Origin of the sequence: Actinoplanes subglobosus (assembly GCF_042650585.1) — a bacterium.
Classification (GTDB): Bacteria; Actinomycetota; Actinomycetes; order Mycobacteriales; family Micromonosporaceae; genus Actinoplanes; species Actinoplanes subglobosus.
This window is the reverse complement of record NZ_JBHSBL010000005.1, coordinates 60,746-81,260: the sequence shown is the minus strand read 5'-3', so window position 1 is coordinate 81,260 and position 20,515 is coordinate 60,746. Positions and strand designations below refer to the sequence as shown.

Genomic DNA, 20,515 nt, shown 5'->3' with positions numbered 1-20,515 from the left:
GTCCGCCAGTGGGTTATGTCTCTGCGTACGCCACCGCCGCGGGGCCGGTTCGAAGCTTTTTCAAAAGAATTCCGTCGAACCTGATCCGGCATGCGCGCGTACTCTCCAGCGTCACCGGAATCAATTGATCAATTGCAGTGACATATCGACGGGGAGGGCGTGATGGCCGCAGACAATCCCTACGCGGAGCAGACCGCGACGAACACGGCCGCGCCGTGGCTCGCCGGTGGCCCCGCGGTCGACGTCGACCTGGACGGCCTCCGCGACTACGCGACCTCGCTCACGAACCAGCAGGCCGACATCGCGTCACGCGCCGCCTATCTGCGGCCGCTCGGGGAGATCCCGGGTCAGGCATTCAGCGGCGAGGTGCTGGGCGAGGCGGACGCGGTCCGGGCGCGGCTGGTGGCGAACGCCGGTGAACTGACCGTCTACCTGCAGAAACTGGCCGAGTCGGTGGGCAACATCGGCAGCGCCGCACGGACGGTCGCGGACAGCTACGGCGCCGGCGACGCGGTCGGCGCGGCCTCCCTCAACGACATTCTCTATGCGTACGGCGACCCGGGCGCCGCCCGTCCGGAGGGGCTCCCGCCGGGTATCGGGCGGACGTTCCAGGATCAGCAGTCGGCGCTGGCCGCGCTGCCCCCGGCCGCGGACAGCCGCGACTGGACGGTGACCGCGAACACGCCGCTCTCGGCCTACCAGACGATGGAGACGGCGACCGGGCCGAACGGGGAGCGCCGTGAGGTCATGAGTTTCACGCCGCCGGGCGGGGCGACGACGGTCACGACCACGATCTTCGGCAGCAACGGCGAGACGGTCTCGTCGGTGACCACCCGCACGTCGACGCGGGTCACCGGCGGCACGGAGATCGTCGTGCAGGAGAACTTCGGGGCGGACGGCAAGCCGACGGGTACGACCGAGTCGCGGACCCGGTTCGACGGCGACCGTGTGGTGGACCGCAGCACCGAGATCCGGGACGGCGCCGGCGAGACCGTCCAGCGGACCGTCGAGAGCACCGACCCGTCCACCCGTGAGCGGGTGCAGGTCGTGTCGGAACGCAACGAGGAGGGCGAGCTCGTGGAGAAGAACCGGATCGTGACCGGCATCGCCACCGACGGCGGCCGGCACCGGGCGATCGGCTGAGACGATGGCCGACCACTACGGTTTCACCGCCAACCCGAACTACGGGTACAGCCAGTACAGCGGGCAGACGCACTACGGCAGCTACCCGCCGTCGACACTCCCCTACACGGCGCCGCCCGGGCCGGGTAACCCGGACACCGTCGAGCGGATCTCGCTGCGGATCTCCAACATGCACCCGGAGGAGATGGCGGCGCTGGCCGACCAGTGGCAGAACGCGTGGGGCTTCCTGGCCGACGTGCGCGTGTTCCTGCTGAAGCAGAGCGACGTGCTGCGCGACGAGGCCTGGCAGTCGCCGGCCGCCCGGGACGCGTTCCTGAAGATGGGCCCCGGCGAGACGCTGGCCTATCTGGACATGTGGATGGACGCCGCCCAGCAGAACGTCACCGCGCTGCGGCATCTGGTGAACGTCTCGGCCGAGGCCCGGTACGCGATGGCCCGGCTGGAGATCGCCTACCAGCGGGAGATGAGGGACGCGGCCGACGTCAGCTTCCTGGAGAACCTAGAGGCCTGGGTGTCCGAGGGCCAGGGCTGGGACGCCGCGGCCCAGGAGTTCGTCTCCGAGGAGCAGGCGGCGATCCGCGACCGGTACCGGATCGAGGCGCAGCGGCTGGCCCAGCACTACGGTGACCAGTTCTTCGACTACATCGCGGTGCTCTCCAACGGGTCCGGGCCGCCGGTCCAGCCGATGAACGCCGTGCTCAACCAGCCCGGCGCCGGGCTGGGCGGACCGGGCGGGATCGGCGGACCGGGCGGGATCGGCGGACCGGGACAGTTCGCCCCGGCACTGCCCGTCCTGCCGGTCGGGAACACGCCGCCCGCGGCCGAGCTGCCCGGCGGACTCCAGCCCGGTCAGAACCCGCCCCAGGGACTGCTTCCTCCCGGCGTTCCACTTCCGCAGCCGGGAGCCCTGCCGCCTGGCGCACTTCCGCCCCCCGCGACGCTCCCGCCGGGCGGGGCACTCCCGCCGGGAGCGGTACCCGGCACGGTGCCGGGCACGGTACCGGGCCAGCCGCTACCGGTTCCGGGCGGTTTTCCCGGCGGCGTTCCCGGCACCGGGAACGGCACCGGCACCGTGCCACCGGGGACCGGCGGGCCGGTGGTGATCCCGCCCGGCACCGTCCGCCCCGGACTCCCGCCACAGGTGGGACGGCCCGGCCTCGGGCCGAACGTGGTGGTTCCGCCCGGCGGGCTCCCGCCCGGGCGCACGATCCGGCGGCCGTCGGGTCCGGCCGCGCCGGCGACTCCTCCCGGTGGCGGCCGGGAGATCCGGCGTACCGGCCCGGCGGTCGTCCCCGCACCGACCACCCGTCCCGGCGCGCAGCGGCCCACCCGGACCACTCCGGGCACCACCCCGCCGCCGCAGAGCGGACGGCCCGGCCGCACCACGCCCGGCGTGACTCCGCCACCGCCACAGACCGGTCGTCCCGGCAGGACGGCACCCGGCGTGACCCCTCCCCCGATCACCGGTCAGCCCGGCGACCGTCGGTCCCGCCCCGGCACGACCACTCCGGTCCCGCAGACCCCGAACGGCAGGCCGGCCCGGAACACCCCCGGCGTCACCCCGCCTCCGCCCACCCCCGGGCGGCCCGGCGTCACACCACCAACGCCCGGGCGGCCCGGTGACCGAGGGCGTCCTGGCGGCACCGGCCGTCCGCCGGGGACGAGCACCTTCGGCCCACCACCCACTCCGGCGGCTCCGCCCGTACTCAAGAATCCGGTTGAAGATCGTCCGACGCGGCCCGGAAGCGCCGCGGAGACCCGGACCAACACCGCCGCGCAGCGGCCCGGCGGCACCGCGCCGCCCGTGCTGAACCGGCCCACCTCGCCGGCCGCTCCCCCGCCCTGGCGCCCGCCGCGTGCGGACCGCGGCTCGACCGCCTGGTCGGACATGTTCGGTGCGGAGGCCGCCCGCAGACGTGCCGGTGACGGTGTGATCGACGCGCCGGAACGCGCCCGGCCGGACGGTGGGCCGTGGGGTCTGCGCAGCCGTGCGGCCACCCGGCCGGAGGACGCCGCCGAACCCACCAGACCCGGCACCGTCGCCCCTGAACTGGGCAAACGGCGAGGCGGCGGCGATCCGATCCCCACCGATCAAACCTTCGGGGTACGGACACCCGGCGGCGGTGTCATCGCCGGACGCGGTGACGAGCAGCCGGAAGAGGACATCGGCCGGGCGTTACGGGGCCGGTGACCGGGGTACTGGCACCACCATCGAACCGGCGGCGCGGTCGTGCAGGCCGCGCCCCTGGCTGTTCAGGATGATCGCCGGGACGAAGAGACCGAGCAGCACCGCCCGCAGCAGACCGCGGCCGAGACCGATGACACCGCCGTCCGGATAGGAGGCACAGCGGATCCGGAGCAGCCGCATGCCGGGCGTCTGACCGAACAGGCCGAGGAAGAAGGTGTTGGCGAGAACCAGGACGAGCACCGCCGGCCACGACTTCTCGGCGGGGCTGGCGTAGAGACTGGCGATCAGGAGACAGAGCACCCAGTCGATCACCAGGGCACCGAGCCGCGGGCCGAGACCTGCAGCCTCGTTCAAAGCAACCACGGCTGCCGAGGGTACGCGATATGGTCCGGTTGACCGGCTCGCGCTACCGCCGTGCCTGCTCCACGCACTACGTAACACGGCGGAAACAATAGGGATACGCCGGGGCAACTCCGGACCCATAACGTCGCGACCAGCCTTGCCAGGTGGCGGCTCATGCCGCCCGGTATCGGAAAACTGTGCCAGGAGGACGTGTGTTCGCCAATCCCGAGGAACTCCTGCGATACCTCAAAGACGAGGACGTCAAGTTCGTCGACGTACGTTTCTGTGACCTCCCGGGTGTGATGCAGCACTTCAACATCCCGGTCGAGTCGTTCGACGACAGTGTCGCCACCGACGGCCTCGCCTTCGACGGGTCCTCGATCCGCGGCTTCCAGGCCATCCACGAGTCCGACATGATGCTGCTGCCGGACGTCGCGACCGCCTTCATCGACCCGTTCCGGATCCAGAAGACGCTGGCCCTCAACTTCTTCATCCACGACCCGTTCACCCGCGAGGCGTACTCGCGTGACCCGCGGAACGTGGCCAAGAAGGCCGAGGCCTACCTGGCGGCCAGCGGCATCGCCGACACCGCCTACTTCGGCGCCGAGGCCGAGTTCTACATCTTCGACTCGATCCGCCACGAGACCTCCGCCCACCAGTCGTTCTACTACATCGACTCGATCGAGGGCGCCTGGAACACCGGCCGCGAGGAAGAGGGCGGCAACAAGGGCTACAAGACCGCCTTCAAGGGTGGCTACTTCCCGGTCTCCCCGGTCGACCACTACAGCGACCTGCGTGACGCGATGGTCCGCCGCCTCGTCGACACCGGCTTCACCGTCGAGCGCTCGCACCACGAGGTCGGCACCGCGGGCCAGGCCGAGATCAACTACAAGTTCTCGACCCTGCTGCACGCCGGCGACCAGATGCAGCTGTTCAAGTACATCATCAAGAACACCGCGTGGGAGCACCGCAAGACCGCCACGTTCATGCCGAAGCCGCTCTTCGGCGACAACGGCTCCGGCATGCACACCCACCAGAGCCTCTGGCTGAACGGCGAGCCGCTGTTCTACGACGAGACCGGCTACGCCGGACTGTCCGACACGGCCCGCTGGTACATCGGCGGCCTGCTGCACCACGCGCCGTCGCTGCTCGCGTTCACCAACCCGACCGTCAACTCGTACCGGCGCCTGGTGCCCGGCTACGAGGCCCCGGTCAACCTGGTCTACTCGCAGCGCAACCGGTCCGCCTGCACCCGTATCCCGGTGACCGGCAGCAACCCGAAGGCCAAGCGCATCGAGTTCCGCGTGCCGGACCCGTCGTCGAACCCGTACCTGGCGTTCTCGGCCCAGATGATGGCCGGCCTCGACGGCATCAAGAACAAGATCGAGCCCCCGGCCCCGATCGACAAGGACCTGTACGACCTGCCGCCGGAGGAGTGGGGCGACGTCAAGCAGGTCCCGGGTTCCCTCGACGCGGTGCTCAACTCGCTGGAGAACGACCACGAGTTCCTGACCGCCGGTGGCGTCTTCACCGACGACCTGATCTCCACGTGGATCGACTACAAGCGCACCAACGAGATCGACCCGGTCCGGCTCCGCCCGACCCCGCACGAGTTCGAGATGTACTACAACGTCTGACGCTCGTCGCTTGCCGAAACGGCGGTCATGCTCCGGCATGGCCGCCGTTTCGCCTTCCGGAGTCGCCAGTCGCGCCACTCGTCCGTGATCTCGTGGCGTGTCATCCGAAGTGCCGACCGGCGAAATCGTCCACGTCGATCCCGGCGCCGACGTGAGCTGACCCTCTGGTATGAGCCGACCGCGGGCGGGGTCAGGCCACCGAATCGTGGACCAGCGGGTCGGGGCGGCCGATCAAGGCCGGGTTACCGGCCGGGCGGACGATGCCTCTGGTACGGGTGTAGCGCTGGGCCAGCAGCAGGCCTTGGGGCCGGCCGAGCTCGTAGGCCGGCTGATGTCGTCGAAGGTGCTCATCCGCGGGATTGTTCCAGGCGCGCACACTGAGAGGCATGGAGCTGTTTCTCTTCGTGTCGCTGATCGGCGTCATCGCGGTGGGCGCCCTCGTCGTAGCCCTGCGGACCCGTCAGGCCCCTCCCCTGCCGCCGACCGATGACATTCCCGACAACCCGTCCAAGTACGGCGGCGGGTCCACGCCTGGCGCCTGATCAGTGGTAGGAGCGCTTGCCGAGCAGGCCGGCGAGTTGCCAGAGACGTTCGGCCCGGGCGGTGGCCGTGGTGATCGCCGCGTCCGGGTCGGCGGGCAGGCCGGCGATGATCAAGCGGCTCATCGGGCCGGCCAGCGGGTTCTCGCGGGGTGTTCCGCCGGGAACGACGACGCCCAGGTAGGGGCGGCGTAACACACGTCGGGCGACGATCGACAGGATGCGCCGCAGATGGGCCCGCTGGGCGACGATCGCGATCGGACGGTCGTCGCCGAAACACGTTTCGCTGCGGAGCAGGTTGGTGACGGTGTCGACGGAGTGCCGTTCGATGCGGAGCGCCTCCGGGGCGGCGCCGGCGGCCAGGAGCCAGGCGTGCATCAGGTCGGCTTCGGGAACACCCCGGAAGGCCTTCCCGGCCAGGTGGACGACGACGCCCTTGCGGTCGGCCGGAGATTTGTAACCCGAGCAGACGATGACACCGCGGCCGAGGAAGGTGTGCAGGTCGAGGGCGATGCGGCAACGGTCGGCACCGCCCGGGTTGAGGCCGGAGGCGTCGTGGTTGCGGCCGTGGCCCGGCACCAGGACGTGCGCGACCTGGTCGAGGGCCAGGCCAGGCGTTCCGGGCATCACCTCGAACTCCACAAGATCATTCTGCCAGGAAGCCGAAGGACCCAGAAACGAAGAAACGCGGGAGTCCGAGGGAGACCGAGGGACGCCCGAAACCGAAGAAGCCCGGGAGTCCGACGGGGACCGGGAGACCGAGGGACGCCCGGAGCAGGAGGCGCCCGGGAGAAGGAGCAGACCGGGAGGCCGAAGGAGACTCGGGGTGCGTTCGGGCGGCAGAATCGACCGGGTGGAGATCGCGGTACTCGGGCCGGTGGAGGTCCGGGACGGGGACGGGTCGCTCCTGCCGGTGACGGGAGCGCGGTTGCGTACCCTCGTGGTCCTGCTCGCCCTGGACGCGGGCCGTGAGGTGACCGCGGACCGGTTGATCGACGGTGTCTGGGGTGACGCGCCGCCCGTGGCCGCGGCGAACGCGTTGCAGGCCCTGGTCTCGCGCCTGCGGAGGGCCGCGCCGGGTCTGGTCGTGGCGGCCACCCCGGCCGGATATCGCCTGGTCGCCGACCCGGTGACGATCGACGCGCACCGGTTCACCCGGGATCCGGCGGGGACGCTCGGCCTGTGGCGCGGCGACCTGGAGTTCCCGGAGGTGGCACGCCCAGAAGCGGTGCGGCTGGAGGGGTTGCGGCTGGCCGCGCGCCGGGCCCGGCTGGCCGGGGAGATGGGCCGTCGGGATGTCGTTCCGGAGCTGGAGGCGCTGGTGGCGGCGCATCCGCTGGACGAGCCGCTGGCGGCGCTGCTGGTCCGGGCGTTGCGGGACGCGGGGAACCGGGGGCGGGCGCTGGAGGTCTTCGAGCAGGCCCGGCGGCGGCTCGGTGAGCAGTTGGGGGTGGATCCGTCGGCGGAGCTGGCCGGGCTGCACCTGGAGCTGCTGCGGGACACCGGCGTTGCGGAGGGGAATCTGCCGGCCGAGGTGAGCAGTTTCGTCGGCCGGGCGGCCGAGGTGCGCGCGGTGCGCGCCCTGCTCGGCGAGCACCGGCTGGTCACTCTGACCGGTCCGGGTGGCAGCGGCAAGACGCGGCTGTCGGTCGAGGTCGGCGGTGCGGTTGCGGGTGCGGTGTGGCGGGTGGAGCTTGCTCCGGTACGGGACCCGGCCGAACTGCCGCAGACGATCCTGTCGACGCTGCGGCTGCGGCAGAGCGTGCCTCCGCTGGAGCGGCTGAAGGAGGCGCTGGCCGGCCGGGAGATGCTGCTGATTCTGGACAACTGCGAGCACGTGATCGAGGCCGCCGCCGAGCTGGCCGACGTGCTGTTGCGGGCCGCGCCGGGTCTGCGGCTGCTGGCGACGAGCCGGGAGCCGCTGGGAATCACCGGTGAGCGGTTGTTCCCGGTGGAGCCGCTGGCGCTGCCACCGGACGAGGCGGATCCGGTGACGGCCGCCGCGGCCCCGGCTGTCCGGTTGCTGCTGGACCGGACCTCTGGTTTCGAGCTGACGGCGGAGAACACCGGGCCGGTGGTACGGATCTGCCGCGCCCTGGACGGCATGCCGCTGGCGATCGAGCTGGCCGCGGCCCGGTTGCGTACCCTGCCGGCGGCGGTTCTCGCCGACCGGCTGGCCGACCGGTTCCGTCTGCTCACCGGCGGCAGCCGGACCGCGCTCCCCCGGCACCGGACGTTGCGGGCGGTCGTCGACTGGAGCTGGGATCTGCTGTCCGGCGACGAGCGGCGGGTGTGGCGACGGCTGGCGATGCTGCCCGGCGGGGCGGACGTGACCGCGGTGGAGCGGATCTGCGGGCCTGACCTGGATCCGCCGGCCGCCCTGGTCGACAAGTCGCTGCTGGTCCTGGGCCCGGACGGGCGCTACCGGATGCTGGAGACGATCCGGGAGTACGGGCTGGAGCGCCTGGCCGAGGCGGGTGAGACCGAGCCGGTGCGCCGTGCCCTGATCGCCTACCTGATCGACCTGGCCCGGGAGGCGGAGCCGCATCTGCGCCGCGCCGATCAGTTGGTCTGGCTGCGGCGGCTGAGCGTGGAGCACGACAACCTGCACGCGGCCGTCCAGGACGCGATCGCGGCCGGTGACCGGCCGAGCGCGGTGACGCTGGTGGCGAACCTGGGCTGGTACTGGTGGCTGAACGGGCACCGGACGGAGGGCGCGCGCCTGTGTGCCGAGGTGATCGCGTTGCCCGGACCGGCCGGCCAGGCCGATCTGGCGCTGGTGCACGTGTTCGCCGCGCTCAACGGTGTCGAGGGCCCGATGGAGTTCGACCAGGTCAAGATCCTCTTCCTCGCGGCGGAGCGGCTCGCCGAGGGGGTGCAGGACCGGCATCCCGCGTTACGACTGCTCAGTCCACTGGCGGCGATCTACTCGCAGTCGTCGGAGACGGCGCGGTACGGCGGTGCCGAGCGGCTCGCCGACGATCCGGATCCGTGGCTGCGGGCCATCTCGCGGATGCTGGTCGGTCAGGTTCGGCTCAACCTGGGCGAGCCCGCGGCGGCGGCCGAGGCCGACCTGAGGGCCGCGCTGGACGGGTTCCGGCAGGTCGGGGACCGCTGGGGGATCGGGTTCACGCTCAGCTCGCTGGCCGATCTGACCGCGGCGCGCGGCGAGTTCCGGCAGGCGCTGGACTGGCAGCGGGAGGCGATGGCCCTGCTGGAGGAGGTCGGCATGCGGGAGGACCTGCCGCAGCTGGCCGTGAAGACGGCACACCAGGTGTGGCTGAGCGGGGAGCCGGAGGAGGCGCGCCGGTTGTTGAAGCGGGCCCGTGAGTTCGCCCGGGAGGTCGGCATCCCCGAGGTGATGGCGTCGGTGCACCACTGTCACGCGGTGATCGCGCTGGCCGAGGGCGATCTGGCCGCCGCCCGTGAGCACAACGCGACGGCGATCCGGCTGATCGAGAGGTCGACGTTCGCGCCGCAGTTCCGGGCGATGGCGCACAGCACGGGTGCCCTGATCGAGGGTGCCGCCGGGGATCTGGCGCTGGCCCGGGCCGGCCATCGGCAGGCGATCCGGATCGCTGTCGACTCGAGCGACTCGCCGGTGATCGCGCAGGTGCTGGCCGGGGTGGCGGACCTGGCGTTGCGGGAGGGCGATCCGGCCCGGGCGGCCTTTCTGCTGGGTGCGGCGGACGCGGTGCGTGGTTCCGAGGACCGCACGGTCGAGCAGGCCGAACGGACGTTCCGCGAAGCCCGCGCCGCGCTGGGCGACGCGGGCTTCGATGCGGCGTACCACCGGGGTGACGGGGTCACCATGGCGACCGCGCTGGCGGCGGCCGGTCTGGAGTCAGATCCGGCGGCGGAAGGCCCGGACCGACAGCGGGGCGAAGACCACCAGGAATCCGGCCGCCCAGAGCAGTGACCGGGTGACCGGGCCGGCGACCGGTCCGCCGCTGAGCAGGCCCCGGGCGGCGTCGGCCAGGATGCTCGTCGGGTTGACGTCGGCGAACGTGCGCAGCCAGCTAGGCATGGTGTCCGGGTCGACGAACGCGCCGCTGGCGAACGTGATCGGGAAGAGCAGCACGAAACCGAAGATCTGCACCTTCTCCGGTTCGCTGACCAGCATCGCCACCAGCACCGACATCCAGGACGCGGCGAAGGCGAACCCGAGCAGCAGCGCGAACGCGGCGAGCACCTGCACCGGGCCGGTCTCGACCCGGAAACCGAGGACCATGCCGAGACCGAGCAGCAGCGCGACCGCCCACGCCTGCTTGATGACGTCGGCGACGATCCGGCCGGCCAGCGGGGAGAACCGGGCGATCGGCAGTGACCGGAGCCGGTCGAAGACGCCCTTGCTGATGTCGGTGTTCAGGCCGACGCCGGTGTTCAGGGTGGCGAACAGCAGGTTCTGCACGATGATGCCGGGCAGGGCGTAGGTCAGGTACTCCCCCGGCGTGTCGGCGATGGCACCACCGAAGACGTAGGTGAAGAGCAGCAGGAACATGATCGGCTGGACGCTGAAGTCGAACAGCTCGAACGGGTTGTGCTTGATCTGGACCAGGGTGCGCCAGGCCAGTGTGGCGGTGTTGCGCAGCGCCATCGTGGTCATACGTGACCTCCCGTCAGGCTGAGGAAGACCTCGTCGAGGCTGGGGCTGCGCAGCGCCAGCTCGGCCACTGTCAGGCCGTGTTCGTCGAGGTCACGGACCAGTTTGGCGAGGGCGCCGGGGTCGCTGACCGGTGCGGTGACGACCTCACCGGCCACGTCGACCGGGCCGGTGGCGACCCGGCCGACCGCGTCGCGGACCCGGGCGAGCTGGTCGGCGAAGGCGGGGCGGACGGTCACGGTCTGCGCCCCGGTACGCGCCTTGAGCTGGGCCGGTGTGCCGGTGGCGATGACCCGTCCGTGGTCGATCACCACGATCTCGCCGGCCAGCTGGTCGGCCTCGTCCAGGTACTGGGTGGTCAGCAGCACGGTGGTGCCGTCGGCGACCAGGCCGCGGACGATGTCCCACACCTCGTTGCGGCTGCGGGGGTCCAGGCCGGTGGTCGGCTCGTCCAGGTAGAGCACCCGCGGGTCACCGACCAGGCTGGCCGCCAGGTCGAGGCGGCGGCGCATGCCTCCGGAGTACTTCCCGGCGGCCCGGCTCGCGGCGTCCGTCAGCTCGAAACGGGCCAGCAGGTCACGGGCCCGGGCGCGGGCGTCGCGACGGGACAGGCCGAGCAACCGGCCGATCATGAGGAGGTTCTCGGTGCCGTTGAGGGTCTCGTCGACCGAGGCGTACTGGCCGGTCAGCCCGATCAGTGTGCGAACCTCGTGCGGCTGCCGGACGACGTCGAAGCCGCCGACGGTGGCGTGTCCGGCGTCCGGGCGGATCAGGGTGGCGAGCACCCGGACGGCGGTGGTCTTCCCGGCCCCGTTGGGCCCCAGCAGACCGAGGACCGTGCCCGGGCGCACGGCCAGGTCGACGCCGTCCAGGGCGGTGGTGTCGCCGAAGCGTTTCACCAGCCCTTCGGCGTGGATCGCATAGGTGGTGTCCATGCCGGACACCGTGCTCCGGCGTGCTGACATGGCGCTGATACGGCGATCAGCGCCATGTCAGGTCACGTCAGAGCAGCCGGCCCAGGTCCAGGAAGACCGTCTCGCCGGTGCTGTCGTCGAGCCCGTCGTTGTCGGTCACGGCGTAGGTACGGCCGTTCCCGGCGACGGCGAGGCCCTCGACCTTGTCCTGCACCCAGCCCCCGTCTGCCCGGAGCAGCGGCAGCAGGTCCTTGACCAGCTTCTTCGACACGGTCGGGGTGCCGGTCCAGGTCTTGGGCACGTCGAACGTGTAGATCCGCTTGATCGCGGCGAGGGTGCCGCGCTGGTTGTCGCGCTCGATCACGGCGAACGTGTCCTTGTCGACGGCGACCAGCTCGGACAGCCCGACCCAGCCGGTCGGCGCGGTGTCGAGCGGGTAGAGCAGCCACGACCAGGACTTCGTGGCCGTGTCGTAACGGCCGATCCGGGCGACGTTCGCCGGGTCGCCCTTGATCGGGCGCTGGACGGCCACCCACACCGATCCGCCGACCTCGGCCACACCCTCCAGGCCGTTGCTGGTGACCGCGGCCGCCACATCGGCGGGCAGGGGGATCTCCTCCTGGACGCGGGCGCGCGCGTCCAGTCGTACCAGAGTGTTGGTGCCCTCGACGGCCAGCCAGTAACCGCCTGCCTTGCGCACGACGAGTCCTTCGACGTCGTAGCCCACCGGCTCTCCGTCCTTGGTGACGGTCAGCTCGCTGTCGATGACCCCGCTCGTGGTGAGGCCGAGGATCCGGGTCGGCATGTAGACGGCATCGGTGACACTCGCGAGCCGGTCCCGGCGGCCGGGAACCGCCGAGAGAGCGGACAGCGCGCCCCACGGGATGTCGTGCCGGGAGACCAGGGCGGAGTTGCGCGGCGAGCCGAAGCCGTAGACCTGGACGGTGCCGCGGATGCCGATCGAGGGGTCCTCCTCCTCGGAGGAGACGACGACGAGGTTGCGCGACGGGACCGCGACGACGCCCTCGGGGCCGTTGGTGGTCGGCAGGAGCTGCTTGAATCTCGGCTCGGCCGGGTTCGACACGTCGTAGACGGCGGTGAAGTTGCCGCGCTCGGAGTTGACGAAGACGTACGGGGTCCGGTTCAGGACCGCGAACGCGACGTTCTCCGCCTCGATGCCCTTGGCGTCGGAGCGCTTGTCCGGGTACTGGCCGTGGGCGACGGCGATGTGCTCCAGGCTGTTGCCGGCGTCCCAGACGACCTTGCCGGTCCGCTTGCTGAAGATCGACCAGCCGCGGGAGCCGCCCTCGTAGTCGCCCTCGTTGGCGGTGGCGAACAGGTCGTCGTCGATCCAGGCGACACCGTCGGGCTCACGCTCGGCGGTGATCGTGCCGGTCAGTTCGATCTTGTCGTCATCGAGGGTGTCGACCTGACTGACGGTGACCGTGCCGGCGTCGACGCTGCGGACGATCCTGCCGGTGCGCAGGTCGACCACGACGAGGTGGTTGTTCTCCTGGAGCGAGACGACGGCCTCGTCGCGGGAGTTGATGCTGACGTACTCGGGCTCCGGATCGGTCGGCGCGATCGCGGACAGGCCGGTGAGCGAAACCCGGGAGACCTTCCAGGTCCGGGTGTCGATCACGGCGAGCCAGCCGGCCGGGGCCTGCGGGATCGCGCCGTCGTTCACATCCTCGTCGCGCTCGTTCTCGATGGCCACGGCGATGTAGCGGCCGCTCGGGGCGACGGCGACCGAGTCCGGCTGGCCGCCGAGGTCGATCTCCCGCTGCACGGCGCGGGACTTCGCGTCGATCACGACGAGCTTGCCGGACGGCGAGGTGAAGCTGGTCCGGGTGTTCACCCCGGCGAGCAGCAGGCGGCCCAGGTGGGCGACCGAGGTGGGCTCGCCGCCGACGGCGAGGGTGCCGGCCGGTTTCGGTGCCGACGGGTTGCTGATGTCGACGAAGCCGAGGCGCCCACCCGGGCTGTCGGTGTAGACCACAGTGCGACCGTCGTCGGTGACGGTCGAGATCTCGGCTGCCGCGGTGTCGTCGATCGACGAGTTCAGGTAGGCCGGAAAGGTGGAGAGCCGGCGGAATTCCTCGGAGCGGCCGTGCGCGGCCGCCGCGGTGGGCACGGCACCGACCGCGGCCACGGCCACGACGGAGACAACCGCCGAGGTGGTACGGCGTAGAGACATGAGCCCTGACTACGCGATGATCTTGTCCCGTTCATGGACGTCAGACGAACGACGGGTGCCGACGGGTGTCCAGAGCAGCAGAGCCAGCCCGAACCAGACATAAACGTTGCCGCCGAGCAGCTCCAGCGGCGGACGTGGCGCCTTGTCCCACAGCCACGTGACGTGCGACGTCATCAACAGGTAGGCCGACAGGCCGAGGGCGAACCGCACCCGGGCGGAGTCGAACAGGAACAGGCACCGCACCAGCGCCGGAATCACCCACACCCAGTGGTGGATCCAGGTGACCGGGCTGATCAGGCAGCCCAGCACCCCGGTCAGGGCCAGCCCGCCGACCACATCCGCACGGGCCCGCGCCACCCGCCACCCCCAGACCCCGAGCGTGGCCAGCACACACACCAGCCACACCTTCGACTCGACGGTGTCGATCGGCAACCGGGCCAGGAGACCGCGCTCGGACTGGTTGGACAGGAAGTGCAGCAGGCCCACCCGGTTGGTGTCCCACAACGCCGAGGTCCAGAACTCGCGCGACTCGTCCGGGAAGATCGCGCCGGCCAGCAGGGTGACGCCGGTGGCAGTGCCGATCGCCGTCCACAGGGCCCGCCAGCGCCGGGTCACCAGCAGGTAGAGGATGAACACGCCGGGCGTCAGCTTGATCGCGGTGGCCAGGCCGATGCCGACACCCGCCCATTTGCGGCCCTTGTCCAGCCCGAGCAGCATGTCGCCGGCCACCAGGGCCAGCAACAGCGTATTCACCTGACCGAAGCTGATCGTCTCGCGGACCGGCTCGAAGGCCAGCGCCAGACAGAGCGCGATCGCGAAGGAGAACCTGACCGGCCAGCCGCGGCGCTCGAACTCCGGCCCGGCCAGCCACCACACCAGCAGGGCGGTGGTGATCACCGTCCCGATCGTCGCCAGGATCATCACCAGCAACAGCGGGAGCACCGCCATCGGGGACATCACCAGGCCGGCAAAGGGTGGGTAGGTGAAGCCGTACGGCGTACCCGGCCGGAGGAAGTCGTAGACCATGCCGCCGTCACGGAACCAGTACACGATCGCCCCGTGGTAGACCCGCGAGTCGAAGTACGAGTTACGGAACACCGCGAGAACGATCAGTCCCACCGTGATCGACGCCAGGCCGATGACCATCGCTTTTCGCTTCATGCAGCACTTTCCACGCCGCCGACCCTACCGTGGTGGCCTGCGGCGGCCTGCGGTCACCGGCGAGCGGCACGCTCCGCACGCTTGCGCTCACGCTGCTCACGGGTGTAGCGCTTCCGGTTCTCCAGGTCGCGTTTCCACTGCTCCCGGGCGAAGTGGTCGGCGCCGTGCACCGCACCCTTGGTCTGTGCGGGCCCGATCATGGAGCGGAAGAACCAGTCGTCGAACGTCCGGTGGAACCAGGCCTTGAACCCCGACATGACGCCTCCCGAAGACCGTTGGTGTGCCAATCATTTGTACACCAATTTTTGGTAGGCTGACCACCGATGAGTGATCCGGTCGACGACCCCCTGGCGCTGGAGCAGCAGGTCTGCTTCGCGCTGTCGGTGGCCGCCCGCAGTGTCGTGGCGATCTACCGTCCCCTGCTCGAGCCGATGGGCCTGACCCACCCGCAATATCTGGTGATGCTCGCCCTCTGGCAGTACTCTCCGCTGTCCGTGCGCCGTCTCAGCGAGCTCCTGCAACTCGATCCGGGCACGCTGTCGCCGCTGCTCAAGCGCCTGGAGGCGATCGGTTACCTGCGTCGCGAGCGGGACCGTGCCGACGAGCGCAGCCTGGCCATCACCCTGACCCAGCGGGGCCGGGCGCTGCGGGCCGACGCCGAGCGGATCCCGCACGCCGTGGTCGAGCGGCTCGGCATGCCGATCGAGGAGCTTCGCCGCGTGCACGAGGCGCTCACCCGGGTGATAACCGCCGCGACCGGGTGACTCTCCGGCTCATCCATCCGCCGCCGTCGTTGGGACTGGCAGGGGAGGACGAGCCGGATGTGGATCTGCGTCGTATGCGGGGAACGCACCAACGGTGGGACGGAGGCTTGCCGGGCGTGCTCGTCGCCGCCGGCCCGCAGCCGGATCCTTCCCGCCCTGCCGCTGGCCGTCCTCGTCGGAACCCTGGCCCTCGCGGCGGTGATCGGCGGCCCGCGCCTGTTCGGCTCCGGGAAACCCCGCACCGAGAAGGCGACGATGCGGAGCACCCCGCCGATCCTGGAGAACACCCCGGCGGGCCTGGTCACCGTGCACCGCCGCGTCGACGACCCGCGCGCGGCCGCCGTCGCCGTGATGCTCGACACCTACTTCTCCGGGATCAACGAGCGGGACTACCGGGCCGTGGCGACGATCCTCGACCCGGCCGGCGACCTCGATCCGGGTGTGCCCGGCCAGCTGCGGGCGTTCGCCGACGGCACGTCGACCAGCCGGGACTCCGACGTCGTGCTGCACGGCCTGACCGAGGTGACCGCCGGGCGGCTCCGCGCCGAGGTGAGTTTCCGCAGCGAGCAGCAGGCGGGCCACGGGCCACCCGGACGCCGGGGCGAGACCTGCACACGCTGGGAGGTCACCTACCTCCTCAGCGCCCACGGTGACGGTTACCGGATGCTGCGGGGCGACGGCACGAACCGGCCGTGCTGATCCGCCACTCCGCGATCGACCACTCCGCGGTCAGCTCTCCAGCACCCGTTCCATCGCCGCCCGGGACCGCCGGGTCAGCCGCAGGTAGCGATCCACGAACTCACCCGGATCGCCGCCGCCCAGAAGGAGCACCGCGCCCGCCAGCTCGACCCCGTGCCGGGGCAGCTGGTCGGTCGGACGGCCCCGGACCAGGGTCAACGCGTTGCGCACCTGCGCCGCCAGCGTCCACCCGGCGGTCATCTCGGCCGCGTCCGCCTCGCTGATCAGACCGGCCACCGACGCCGACTCCAGCGCCTCCAGGGTCCGGGTCTTGCGCAGCTCCGGAACCGCGTGCGTGTGCCGCAGCTGGGTGACCTGCACCGCCCACTCGACGTCGGCGAGCCCGCCCCGGCCCAGTTTGGTGTGCGTGTTCGGGTCGGCGCCACGGGGCAGCCGCTCGGTCTCCACCCGGGCCTTGATCCGGCGGATCTCGGTCACCTGCTCACGGGTCAGGCCACCGGCCGGATAGCGGACGCCGTCGGCCAGCTGCTCGAACCGCCGCCCCAGATCGGCGTCGCCGCAGACGAACCGGGCCCGCAGCAGCGCCTGCGCCTCCCACACCTTCGACCAGCGGTCGTAGTAGTGCCGGTAGGCCGCCAGGCTGCGCACCAGCGGCCCCTGCCGGCCCTCCGGGCGCAGGTCGGCGTCGACGCCGAGAGCCGGGTCGGGCGCCGGCGCGTTCAGCAGCCGGCGCATCTCCTCGGCCACGGCACGCGCCGCCGCGCTGGCCTCGCCCTCCGGCACACCCGCCGGCGGCTCGTAGACGAACAGCACGTCGGCGTCGGACGGGTAGCTCATCTCGTAGCCGCCCAGCCGGCCCATGCCGATCACCGCGAACCGGAGGCCCTCCGGGGCCGGTTTGGCGCGCCGGGCGATCCGCAACGCCGCGTTCAGCGTCGCGTCGGTGACGTCGGACAGGGCCATGCCGATCGCGTCGACGCCCAGCGGACGGTCCGGGGCCAGGTCGCCGCCCTGGCTCAGGATGTCCGCGCAGGCCAGCCGGAACAGTTCACGACGGCGCAGCGCCCGGACCGCGGCGATCGCCTTCACCGGGTCGGTGTGCCGGTCGCCGGCCGCGGCGAACCCGTCCCGCAGCGACTCCCGGGGCCGGGGCTGGAGCTCGGCGTCCTCGGCCAGCAGGCGCAACGCCTCCGGGTCGCGGGTGAGCAGGTCGGTGGCGTACCGCGACAGGCTCAGCACGCGGGCCAGCCGGCGGGCCACCGGGCCGGCGTCCCGCAGCAACCGCAGGTACCACGGGGTACTGCCCAGCTTGTCCGAGACCTGGCGGTAGTTGAGCAGGCCACGGTCCGGTTCGGGGGCGTCGGCGAAATCCTGGAGCAGCATCGGCAGCAGGGTCCGCTGGATCGCCGACGTCCGGGTCACGCCGCCGGTCAGCGCCTCCAGATGACGCAGAGCACCCACCGGGTCGGCGAATCCGAGGATCTCCAGCCGCTTGCGGGCCGACTCCGGGGTCATCCGCAGCTCCTCGGCCGGCACCCGGGCGACAGCCTCCAGCAGCGGGCGGTACAGCAGCTTCACGTGCAGGCGGCGGACGTTGGCGGCGTGACCGACCCAGTCGGAGCGGAACGACTCGACGGCGTCCCGGCCGGGCAGCGCGGTGTAGCCGAGAGCGGCCGCGAGCCAGCGCAGACCGGCCGGGTCGTCGGGCACGGTGTGCGTACGTTTGAGATGTTGCAGTTGCAGCCGGTGCTCGACGCCGCGCAGGAAACGGTAACCACGCAGCAGCGTCTCGCCGTCCTCGCGGCCGACGTAGCCGCCGGTGACCAGGGCGCGCAGCGCCGGGAGCGTCCCGCCGGAGCGCAGTGTCTCGTCCGCCCGCCCGTGCACGAGCTGGAGCAGCTGCACCGCGAACTCGATGTCGCGCAGGCCACCCGGACCGCGTTTGATCTCGCGGTCCAGCTCCTTCTTCGGCACGTTGTCGATGATCTTGCGACGCATGTCGCGGACGTCGGCGACCGCCTCGGGCCGCTCGGCCGCGTGCCAGACCAGCGGAGCCAGATCAGCGATCCACTCCTGCGCCAGGGCCAGGTCACCGGCGGCCGGGCGCGCCTTGAGCAGCGCCTGGAACTCCCACGTGCGGGCCCAGCGCCGGTAGTAGGCCTGGTGGCTGGCGAGCGTGCGGACCAGCGGGCCGCGGCTGCCCTCGGGGCGCAACGCGGCGTCCACCGGCCAGGCCACCTGACCGCAGATCTCGATCAGGCGCGCGGCGATCGTGGTGCCGGCCGACAGGTCCTCGTCACCGGCCGCCACGAAGATCACGTCGACGTCGGAGACGTAGTTGAGCTCGTTGCCGCCGCACTTGCCCATCGCGACGACCGCGAGGCGCGGCTCCGGCGTCGACGCCGGCAGGCCGGCGACGGCGATCGCGTAGGCGGCGGCCAGGGTCTCGTCGGCCAGCCGGGACAGGGCGTCCATGGTCGGTTCCAGCCCGCGGCCCGCCGTCAGGTCCGCGGCGGCGATGCGCAGAAGCGATATCCGGTACGCCGTCCGCAGCGCCGGCACCGTCAGCTGATCGAAATCGGCCAGCCCGCCGTCGGCCTCCGGAGGCAGACCGCTCCTCCCGGTCGCCAGCGTGCGCCACTGCTCGGTGTTGGCCACCAGGTGGTCACCGAGCGCCGACGACGCACCGAGCACCGCGATCAGCCGCCGCCGCAGCCCGTGGTCGGTGACCAGCTCACCGAGCAGCTCCTCGGCCGCCTTGGCCCCGCCGCGCTCCGCCGACTCCACCACCCGGTGCAGCTGGCGCAGCGCGAGATTGGGGTCGGCGGCCTTGGACAGCGCGTCGAGCAGGACCGCCGCCTGCTCGTCGACGGGCGCCTGCGCCTCCGGGTCCCACAGCCGCAGCCCGCCCGGCCCGAGCAGGTCGGTGGCGCGGGCACCGTTGTCGGCGAAACCGTACCGGGCGAGGCGGGTGGGCCTGGTCATCACTGCCCCAGCAGTGGCAGGGTCCGGCCGGTCCCGGGGTTCGGTATGTCGGCGTCGGCCAGCCGGCCGTGCGCCAGCGCGGCGAACCGGACGGCGAACGGCTGCCACACCTCCTCGACATCGGCGAGCGCCGCCGAGGTGGCCTCGACCACGGCCTCCGCGTCGTAGCCCAGCTCGGCCAGCGTGGCGCTGTCGGCGCTCGCCCAGTCGGCGATCATCGCGGCGTCGCACTCGATGTGGAACTGGAGACCCCACGCCCGGTCGCCGATCCGGAACGCCTGGTTCGGGTAGCGGGTGGACGCGGCGAGCAGCACCGCGCCGGCCGGCAGCGCGGTGATCTCGTCGCGGTGCCACTGCAGCACGTCGGGCAGCAGCGGCACCCACTTGAACAGCGGGTCGGTGTCGGCGGCGTCGCGCTTGGCGACCAGCCCGGGACCGATCTCCGGGCCGGCCGTGCTGCGCTCGACGGCACCACCGTGCGCCCGGGCCAGCAGCTGCCCGCCCAGGCAGACGCCGAGCGTCGGCACCCGGAACCGGACCGCCTTGCGCAGCAGCCCCTCCAGCGCCGGGAACCAGGGCGCGCCGGGCACACCTGTGGTGTCGGGGAACGCGTTCTGATCACCGCCCAGCACGATCAGCGCCAGATAGCCGTCCAGGCTCTCCGGCAGCGGGTCGCCGGCGTGCGGCCGGAGCACGGTGAGCTCCAGCCCACCCTCGGCCAGCCAGTCCCCGAGCCGCCGGAGATCGTCGCTGGGGTCGTTCTCGATGACTAGTGCGGTGCCCACAGGTTGAGGCTAACCGAGGCTATTCGGGGAGGGCAGGCGCTAGGGGGCCCAGCGCGCGATCACCTCGTCGTCCTCGGTCTCGCCGGTCTCGACGAACCCGAGGGACAGGTAGAGGTCGCGGGCCGCGGTGTTGGCCGGCTGGTAGCTGAGCGCCACGTTCGGGGTGCCCGGCTCGGCGATCAGCCGCTCCCGGAGCTGCCGGACGGTCTCGCGGCCGATGCCCTGCCGCTGGTGTTCCGCGTCCACCACGAGACCGCCGATCCAGCGGCTGCCGTCGTCGTCGACCGCCCAGATGACGAACCCGACCACCACACCGCCACGGACCACGGCGAGCGGGTTCCACGTGTCGCCGTAGTGGCACATGCAGAGGTAGTAGGTGACCTCCGCGACGAAGTCCCTCTGGCCGGGATGGACGGTGAGGGCCGCGCAGTCGCGCCAGTTGCCGGCGGTGACCGGTTCGAGGCTGATGTCTTCCATTCGGGTGATCTTGCCAAAGCGCGGAAACACCGACAGGACGGTGTCGGGCCGGGGCTCCAGAGTGAAGAGGTCCCACAGAAC

General features: G+C 71.7%; 18 protein-coding genes. 7 read left to right on the top strand and 11 right to left on the bottom strand.

Translation table 11 applies throughout. The features are described 5' to 3' along the window. The first annotated feature begins 162 nt into the window (after positions 1 to 162). Together ACFO0C_RS03950 and ACFO0C_RS03945 are read left to right on the top strand one after the other, a co-directional pair. Positions 163 to 1,143, top strand: coding sequence for a hypothetical protein (locus tag ACFO0C_RS03950; RefSeq protein ID WP_378065112.1), 981 nt, complete (start codon positions 163 to 165; stop codon positions 1,141 to 1,143). 4 nt (positions 1,144 to 1,147) lie between these two features. After that, entirely contained in the window at positions 1,148 to 3,334 is a 2,187-nt protein-coding gene (locus ACFO0C_RS03945; protein WP_378065111.1) for a hypothetical protein, read from the top strand. Here ACFO0C_RS03945 and ACFO0C_RS03940 read toward each other — a convergent pair. Beyond that, positions 3,320 to 3,694 carry an RDD family protein gene (locus tag ACFO0C_RS03940; RefSeq protein ID WP_378065110.1) on the bottom strand — a complete coding sequence of 125 codons (375 nt, stop codon included), beginning with the start codon at positions 3,692 to 3,694 and terminating at the stop codon, positions 3,320 to 3,322. The genes ACFO0C_RS03945 and ACFO0C_RS03940 overlap by 15 nt on opposite strands. Before the next feature lie 191 nt (positions 3,695 to 3,885). Here ACFO0C_RS03940 and glnA point away from each other — a divergent pair, with 191 nt between their 5' ends. Then, positions 3,886 to 5,310: a type I glutamate--ammonia ligase gene (gene glnA / locus ACFO0C_RS03935; RefSeq protein ID WP_378065109.1), complete on the top strand. Its 1,425-nt coding sequence runs from the start codon at positions 3,886 to 3,888 to the stop codon at positions 5,308 to 5,310. A 190-nt stretch (positions 5,311 to 5,500) separates the two neighbouring features. On the opposite strand, the gene ACFO0C_RS03930 is transcribed toward glnA, so the two are convergent. Continuing rightward, entirely contained in the window at positions 5,501 to 5,698 is a 198-nt protein-coding gene (locus tag ACFO0C_RS03930; protein WP_378065107.1) for a hypothetical protein, read from the bottom strand. Between ACFO0C_RS03930 and ACFO0C_RS03925 the strand changes: the two genes are divergently transcribed. Beyond that, positions 5,697 to 5,852 carry a hypothetical protein gene (locus ACFO0C_RS03925; RefSeq protein ID WP_378065105.1) on the top strand — a complete coding sequence of 52 codons (156 nt, stop codon included), beginning with the start codon at positions 5,697 to 5,699 and terminating at the stop codon, positions 5,850 to 5,852. The two genes, ACFO0C_RS03930 and ACFO0C_RS03925, sit on opposite strands and share 2 nt — an antisense overlap. Here ACFO0C_RS03925 and ACFO0C_RS03920 read toward each other — a convergent pair whose 3' ends face one another. Then, positions 5,853 to 6,491: a YdcF family protein gene (locus tag ACFO0C_RS03920; protein ID WP_378065104.1), complete on the bottom strand. Its 639-nt coding sequence runs from the start codon at positions 6,489 to 6,491 to the stop codon at positions 5,853 to 5,855. A 211-nt stretch (positions 6,492 to 6,702) separates the two neighbouring features. Between ACFO0C_RS03920 and ACFO0C_RS03915 the strand changes: the two genes are divergently transcribed. Beyond that, positions 6,703 to 9,768, top strand: coding sequence for a BTAD domain-containing putative transcriptional regulator (locus ACFO0C_RS03915; RefSeq protein ID WP_378065103.1), 3,066 nt, complete (start codon positions 6,703 to 6,705; stop codon positions 9,766 to 9,768). Here the strand turns inward: ACFO0C_RS03915 and ACFO0C_RS03910 are convergent. The 5 genes from ACFO0C_RS03910 to ACFO0C_RS03890 all read right to left on the bottom strand — a co-directional run bounded on the left by ACFO0C_RS03910 (position 9,694) and on the right by ACFO0C_RS03890 (position 14,981). After that, positions 9,694 to 10,455, bottom strand: a complete 762-nt coding sequence (locus tag ACFO0C_RS03910) for an ABC transporter permease (protein ID WP_378065102.1) — start codon at positions 10,453 to 10,455, stop codon at positions 9,694 to 9,696. The two genes, ACFO0C_RS03915 and ACFO0C_RS03910, sit on opposite strands and share 75 nt — an antisense overlap. Further along, a complete protein-coding gene (locus ACFO0C_RS03905; protein WP_378065101.1) occupies positions 10,452 to 11,387 on the bottom strand; it encodes an ATP-binding cassette domain-containing protein in 936 nt (311 codons plus the stop codon). Before ACFO0C_RS03905 ends, ACFO0C_RS03910 begins: the two co-directional genes overlap by 4 nt. Positions 11,388 to 11,454: 67 nt before the next feature. Further along, complete coding sequence (locus ACFO0C_RS03900) at positions 11,455 to 13,563, bottom strand: esterase-like activity of phytase family protein (protein WP_378065100.1); 2,109 nt, start codon at positions 13,561 to 13,563, stop codon at positions 11,455 to 11,457. Between the two features lie 9 nt (positions 13,564 to 13,572). Then, on the bottom strand, positions 13,573 to 14,724 hold the full coding sequence (locus ACFO0C_RS03895) for a glycosyltransferase 87 family protein (protein WP_378065099.1): 1,152 nt from the start codon (positions 14,722 to 14,724) through the stop codon (positions 13,573 to 13,575). Between the two features lie 53 nt (positions 14,725 to 14,777). Next, complete coding sequence (locus ACFO0C_RS03890) at positions 14,778 to 14,981, bottom strand: hypothetical protein (RefSeq protein WP_378065098.1); 204 nt, start codon at positions 14,979 to 14,981, stop codon at positions 14,778 to 14,780. A gap of 66 nt (positions 14,982 to 15,047) precedes the next feature. On the opposite strand from ACFO0C_RS03890, the gene ACFO0C_RS03885 reads away from it, so the two are divergent. Continuing rightward, complete coding sequence (locus tag ACFO0C_RS03885; RefSeq protein ID WP_378065097.1) at positions 15,048 to 15,488, top strand: MarR family winged helix-turn-helix transcriptional regulator; 441 nt, start codon at positions 15,048 to 15,050, stop codon at positions 15,486 to 15,488. A gap of 57 nt (positions 15,489 to 15,545) precedes the next feature. After that, complete coding sequence (locus ACFO0C_RS03880) at positions 15,546 to 16,187, top strand: hypothetical protein (protein WP_378065096.1); 642 nt, start codon at positions 15,546 to 15,548, stop codon at positions 16,185 to 16,187. Positions 16,188 to 16,217: 30 nt separating this feature from the next. Here the strand turns inward: ACFO0C_RS03880 and ACFO0C_RS03875 are convergent, their stop codons facing one another. Genes ACFO0C_RS03875 through ACFO0C_RS03865 form a run of 3 tightly spaced genes read right to left on the bottom strand, consistent with a single transcriptional unit; the run spans position 16,218 to position 20,434 of the window. Then, positions 16,218 to 19,172: a bifunctional [glutamine synthetase] adenylyltransferase/[glutamine synthetase]-adenylyl-L-tyrosine phosphorylase gene (locus ACFO0C_RS03875; RefSeq protein ID WP_378065094.1), complete on the bottom strand. Its 2,955-nt coding sequence runs from the start codon at positions 19,170 to 19,172 to the stop codon at positions 16,218 to 16,220. Then, positions 19,172 to 19,957 (bottom strand): type 1 glutamine amidotransferase, encoded by a 786-nt coding sequence (locus tag ACFO0C_RS03870; RefSeq protein ID WP_378065093.1) that lies wholly within the window; start codon positions 19,955 to 19,957, stop codon positions 19,172 to 19,174. Before ACFO0C_RS03870 ends, ACFO0C_RS03875 begins: the two co-directional genes overlap by 1 nt. 39 nt (positions 19,958 to 19,996) lie before the next feature. Then, positions 19,997 to 20,434 carry a GNAT family N-acetyltransferase gene (locus ACFO0C_RS03865; protein ID WP_378065091.1) on the bottom strand — a complete coding sequence of 146 codons (438 nt, stop codon included), beginning with the start codon at positions 20,432 to 20,434 and terminating at the stop codon, positions 19,997 to 19,999. Between the last annotated feature and the right edge of the window lie 81 nt (positions 20,435 to 20,515).

Excerpts from the sequence above, each read along its gene's own strand:
- ACFO0C_RS03880 (WP_378065096.1), top strand. The coding sequence starts at position 15,546 with ATGTGGATCTGCGTCGTATGCGGGGAACGCACCAACGGTGGGACGGAG.
- ACFO0C_RS03910 (WP_378065102.1), bottom strand. The coding sequence starts at position 10,455 with ATGACCACGATGGCGCTGCGCAACACCGCCACACTGGCCTGGCGCACC.
- ACFO0C_RS03930 (WP_378065107.1), bottom strand. The coding sequence starts at position 5,698 with ATGCCTCTCAGTGTGCGCGCCTGGAACAATCCCGCGGATGAGCACCTT.
- ACFO0C_RS03865 (WP_378065091.1), bottom strand. The coding sequence starts at position 20,434 with ATGGAAGACATCAGCCTCGAACCGGTCACCGCCGGCAACTGGCGCGAC.
- ACFO0C_RS03890 (WP_378065098.1), bottom strand. The coding sequence starts at position 14,981 with ATGTCGGGGTTCAAGGCCTGGTTCCACCGGACGTTCGACGACTGGTTC.
- ACFO0C_RS03900 (WP_378065100.1), bottom strand. The coding sequence starts at position 13,563 with ATGTCTCTACGCCGTACCACCTCGGCGGTTGTCTCCGTCGTGGCCGTG.
- ACFO0C_RS03905 (WP_378065101.1), bottom strand. The coding sequence starts at position 11,387 with ATGGACACCACCTATGCGATCCACGCCGAAGGGCTGGTGAAACGCTTC.
- ACFO0C_RS03875 (WP_378065094.1), bottom strand. The coding sequence starts at position 19,172 with ATGACCAGGCCCACCCGCCTCGCCCGGTACGGTTTCGCCGACAACGGT.
- ACFO0C_RS03895 (WP_378065099.1), bottom strand. The coding sequence starts at position 14,724 with ATGAAGCGAAAAGCGATGGTCATCGGCCTGGCGTCGATCACGGTGGGA.
- ACFO0C_RS03885 (WP_378065097.1), top strand. The coding sequence starts at position 15,048 with ATGAGTGATCCGGTCGACGACCCCCTGGCGCTGGAGCAGCAGGTCTGC.
- ACFO0C_RS03950 (WP_378065112.1), top strand. The coding sequence starts at position 163 with ATGGCCGCAGACAATCCCTACGCGGAGCAGACCGCGACGAACACGGCC.
- ACFO0C_RS03945 (WP_378065111.1), top strand. The coding sequence starts at position 1,148 with ATGGCCGACCACTACGGTTTCACCGCCAACCCGAACTACGGGTACAGC.
- ACFO0C_RS03925 (WP_378065105.1), top strand. The coding sequence starts at position 5,697 with ATGGAGCTGTTTCTCTTCGTGTCGCTGATCGGCGTCATCGCGGTGGGC.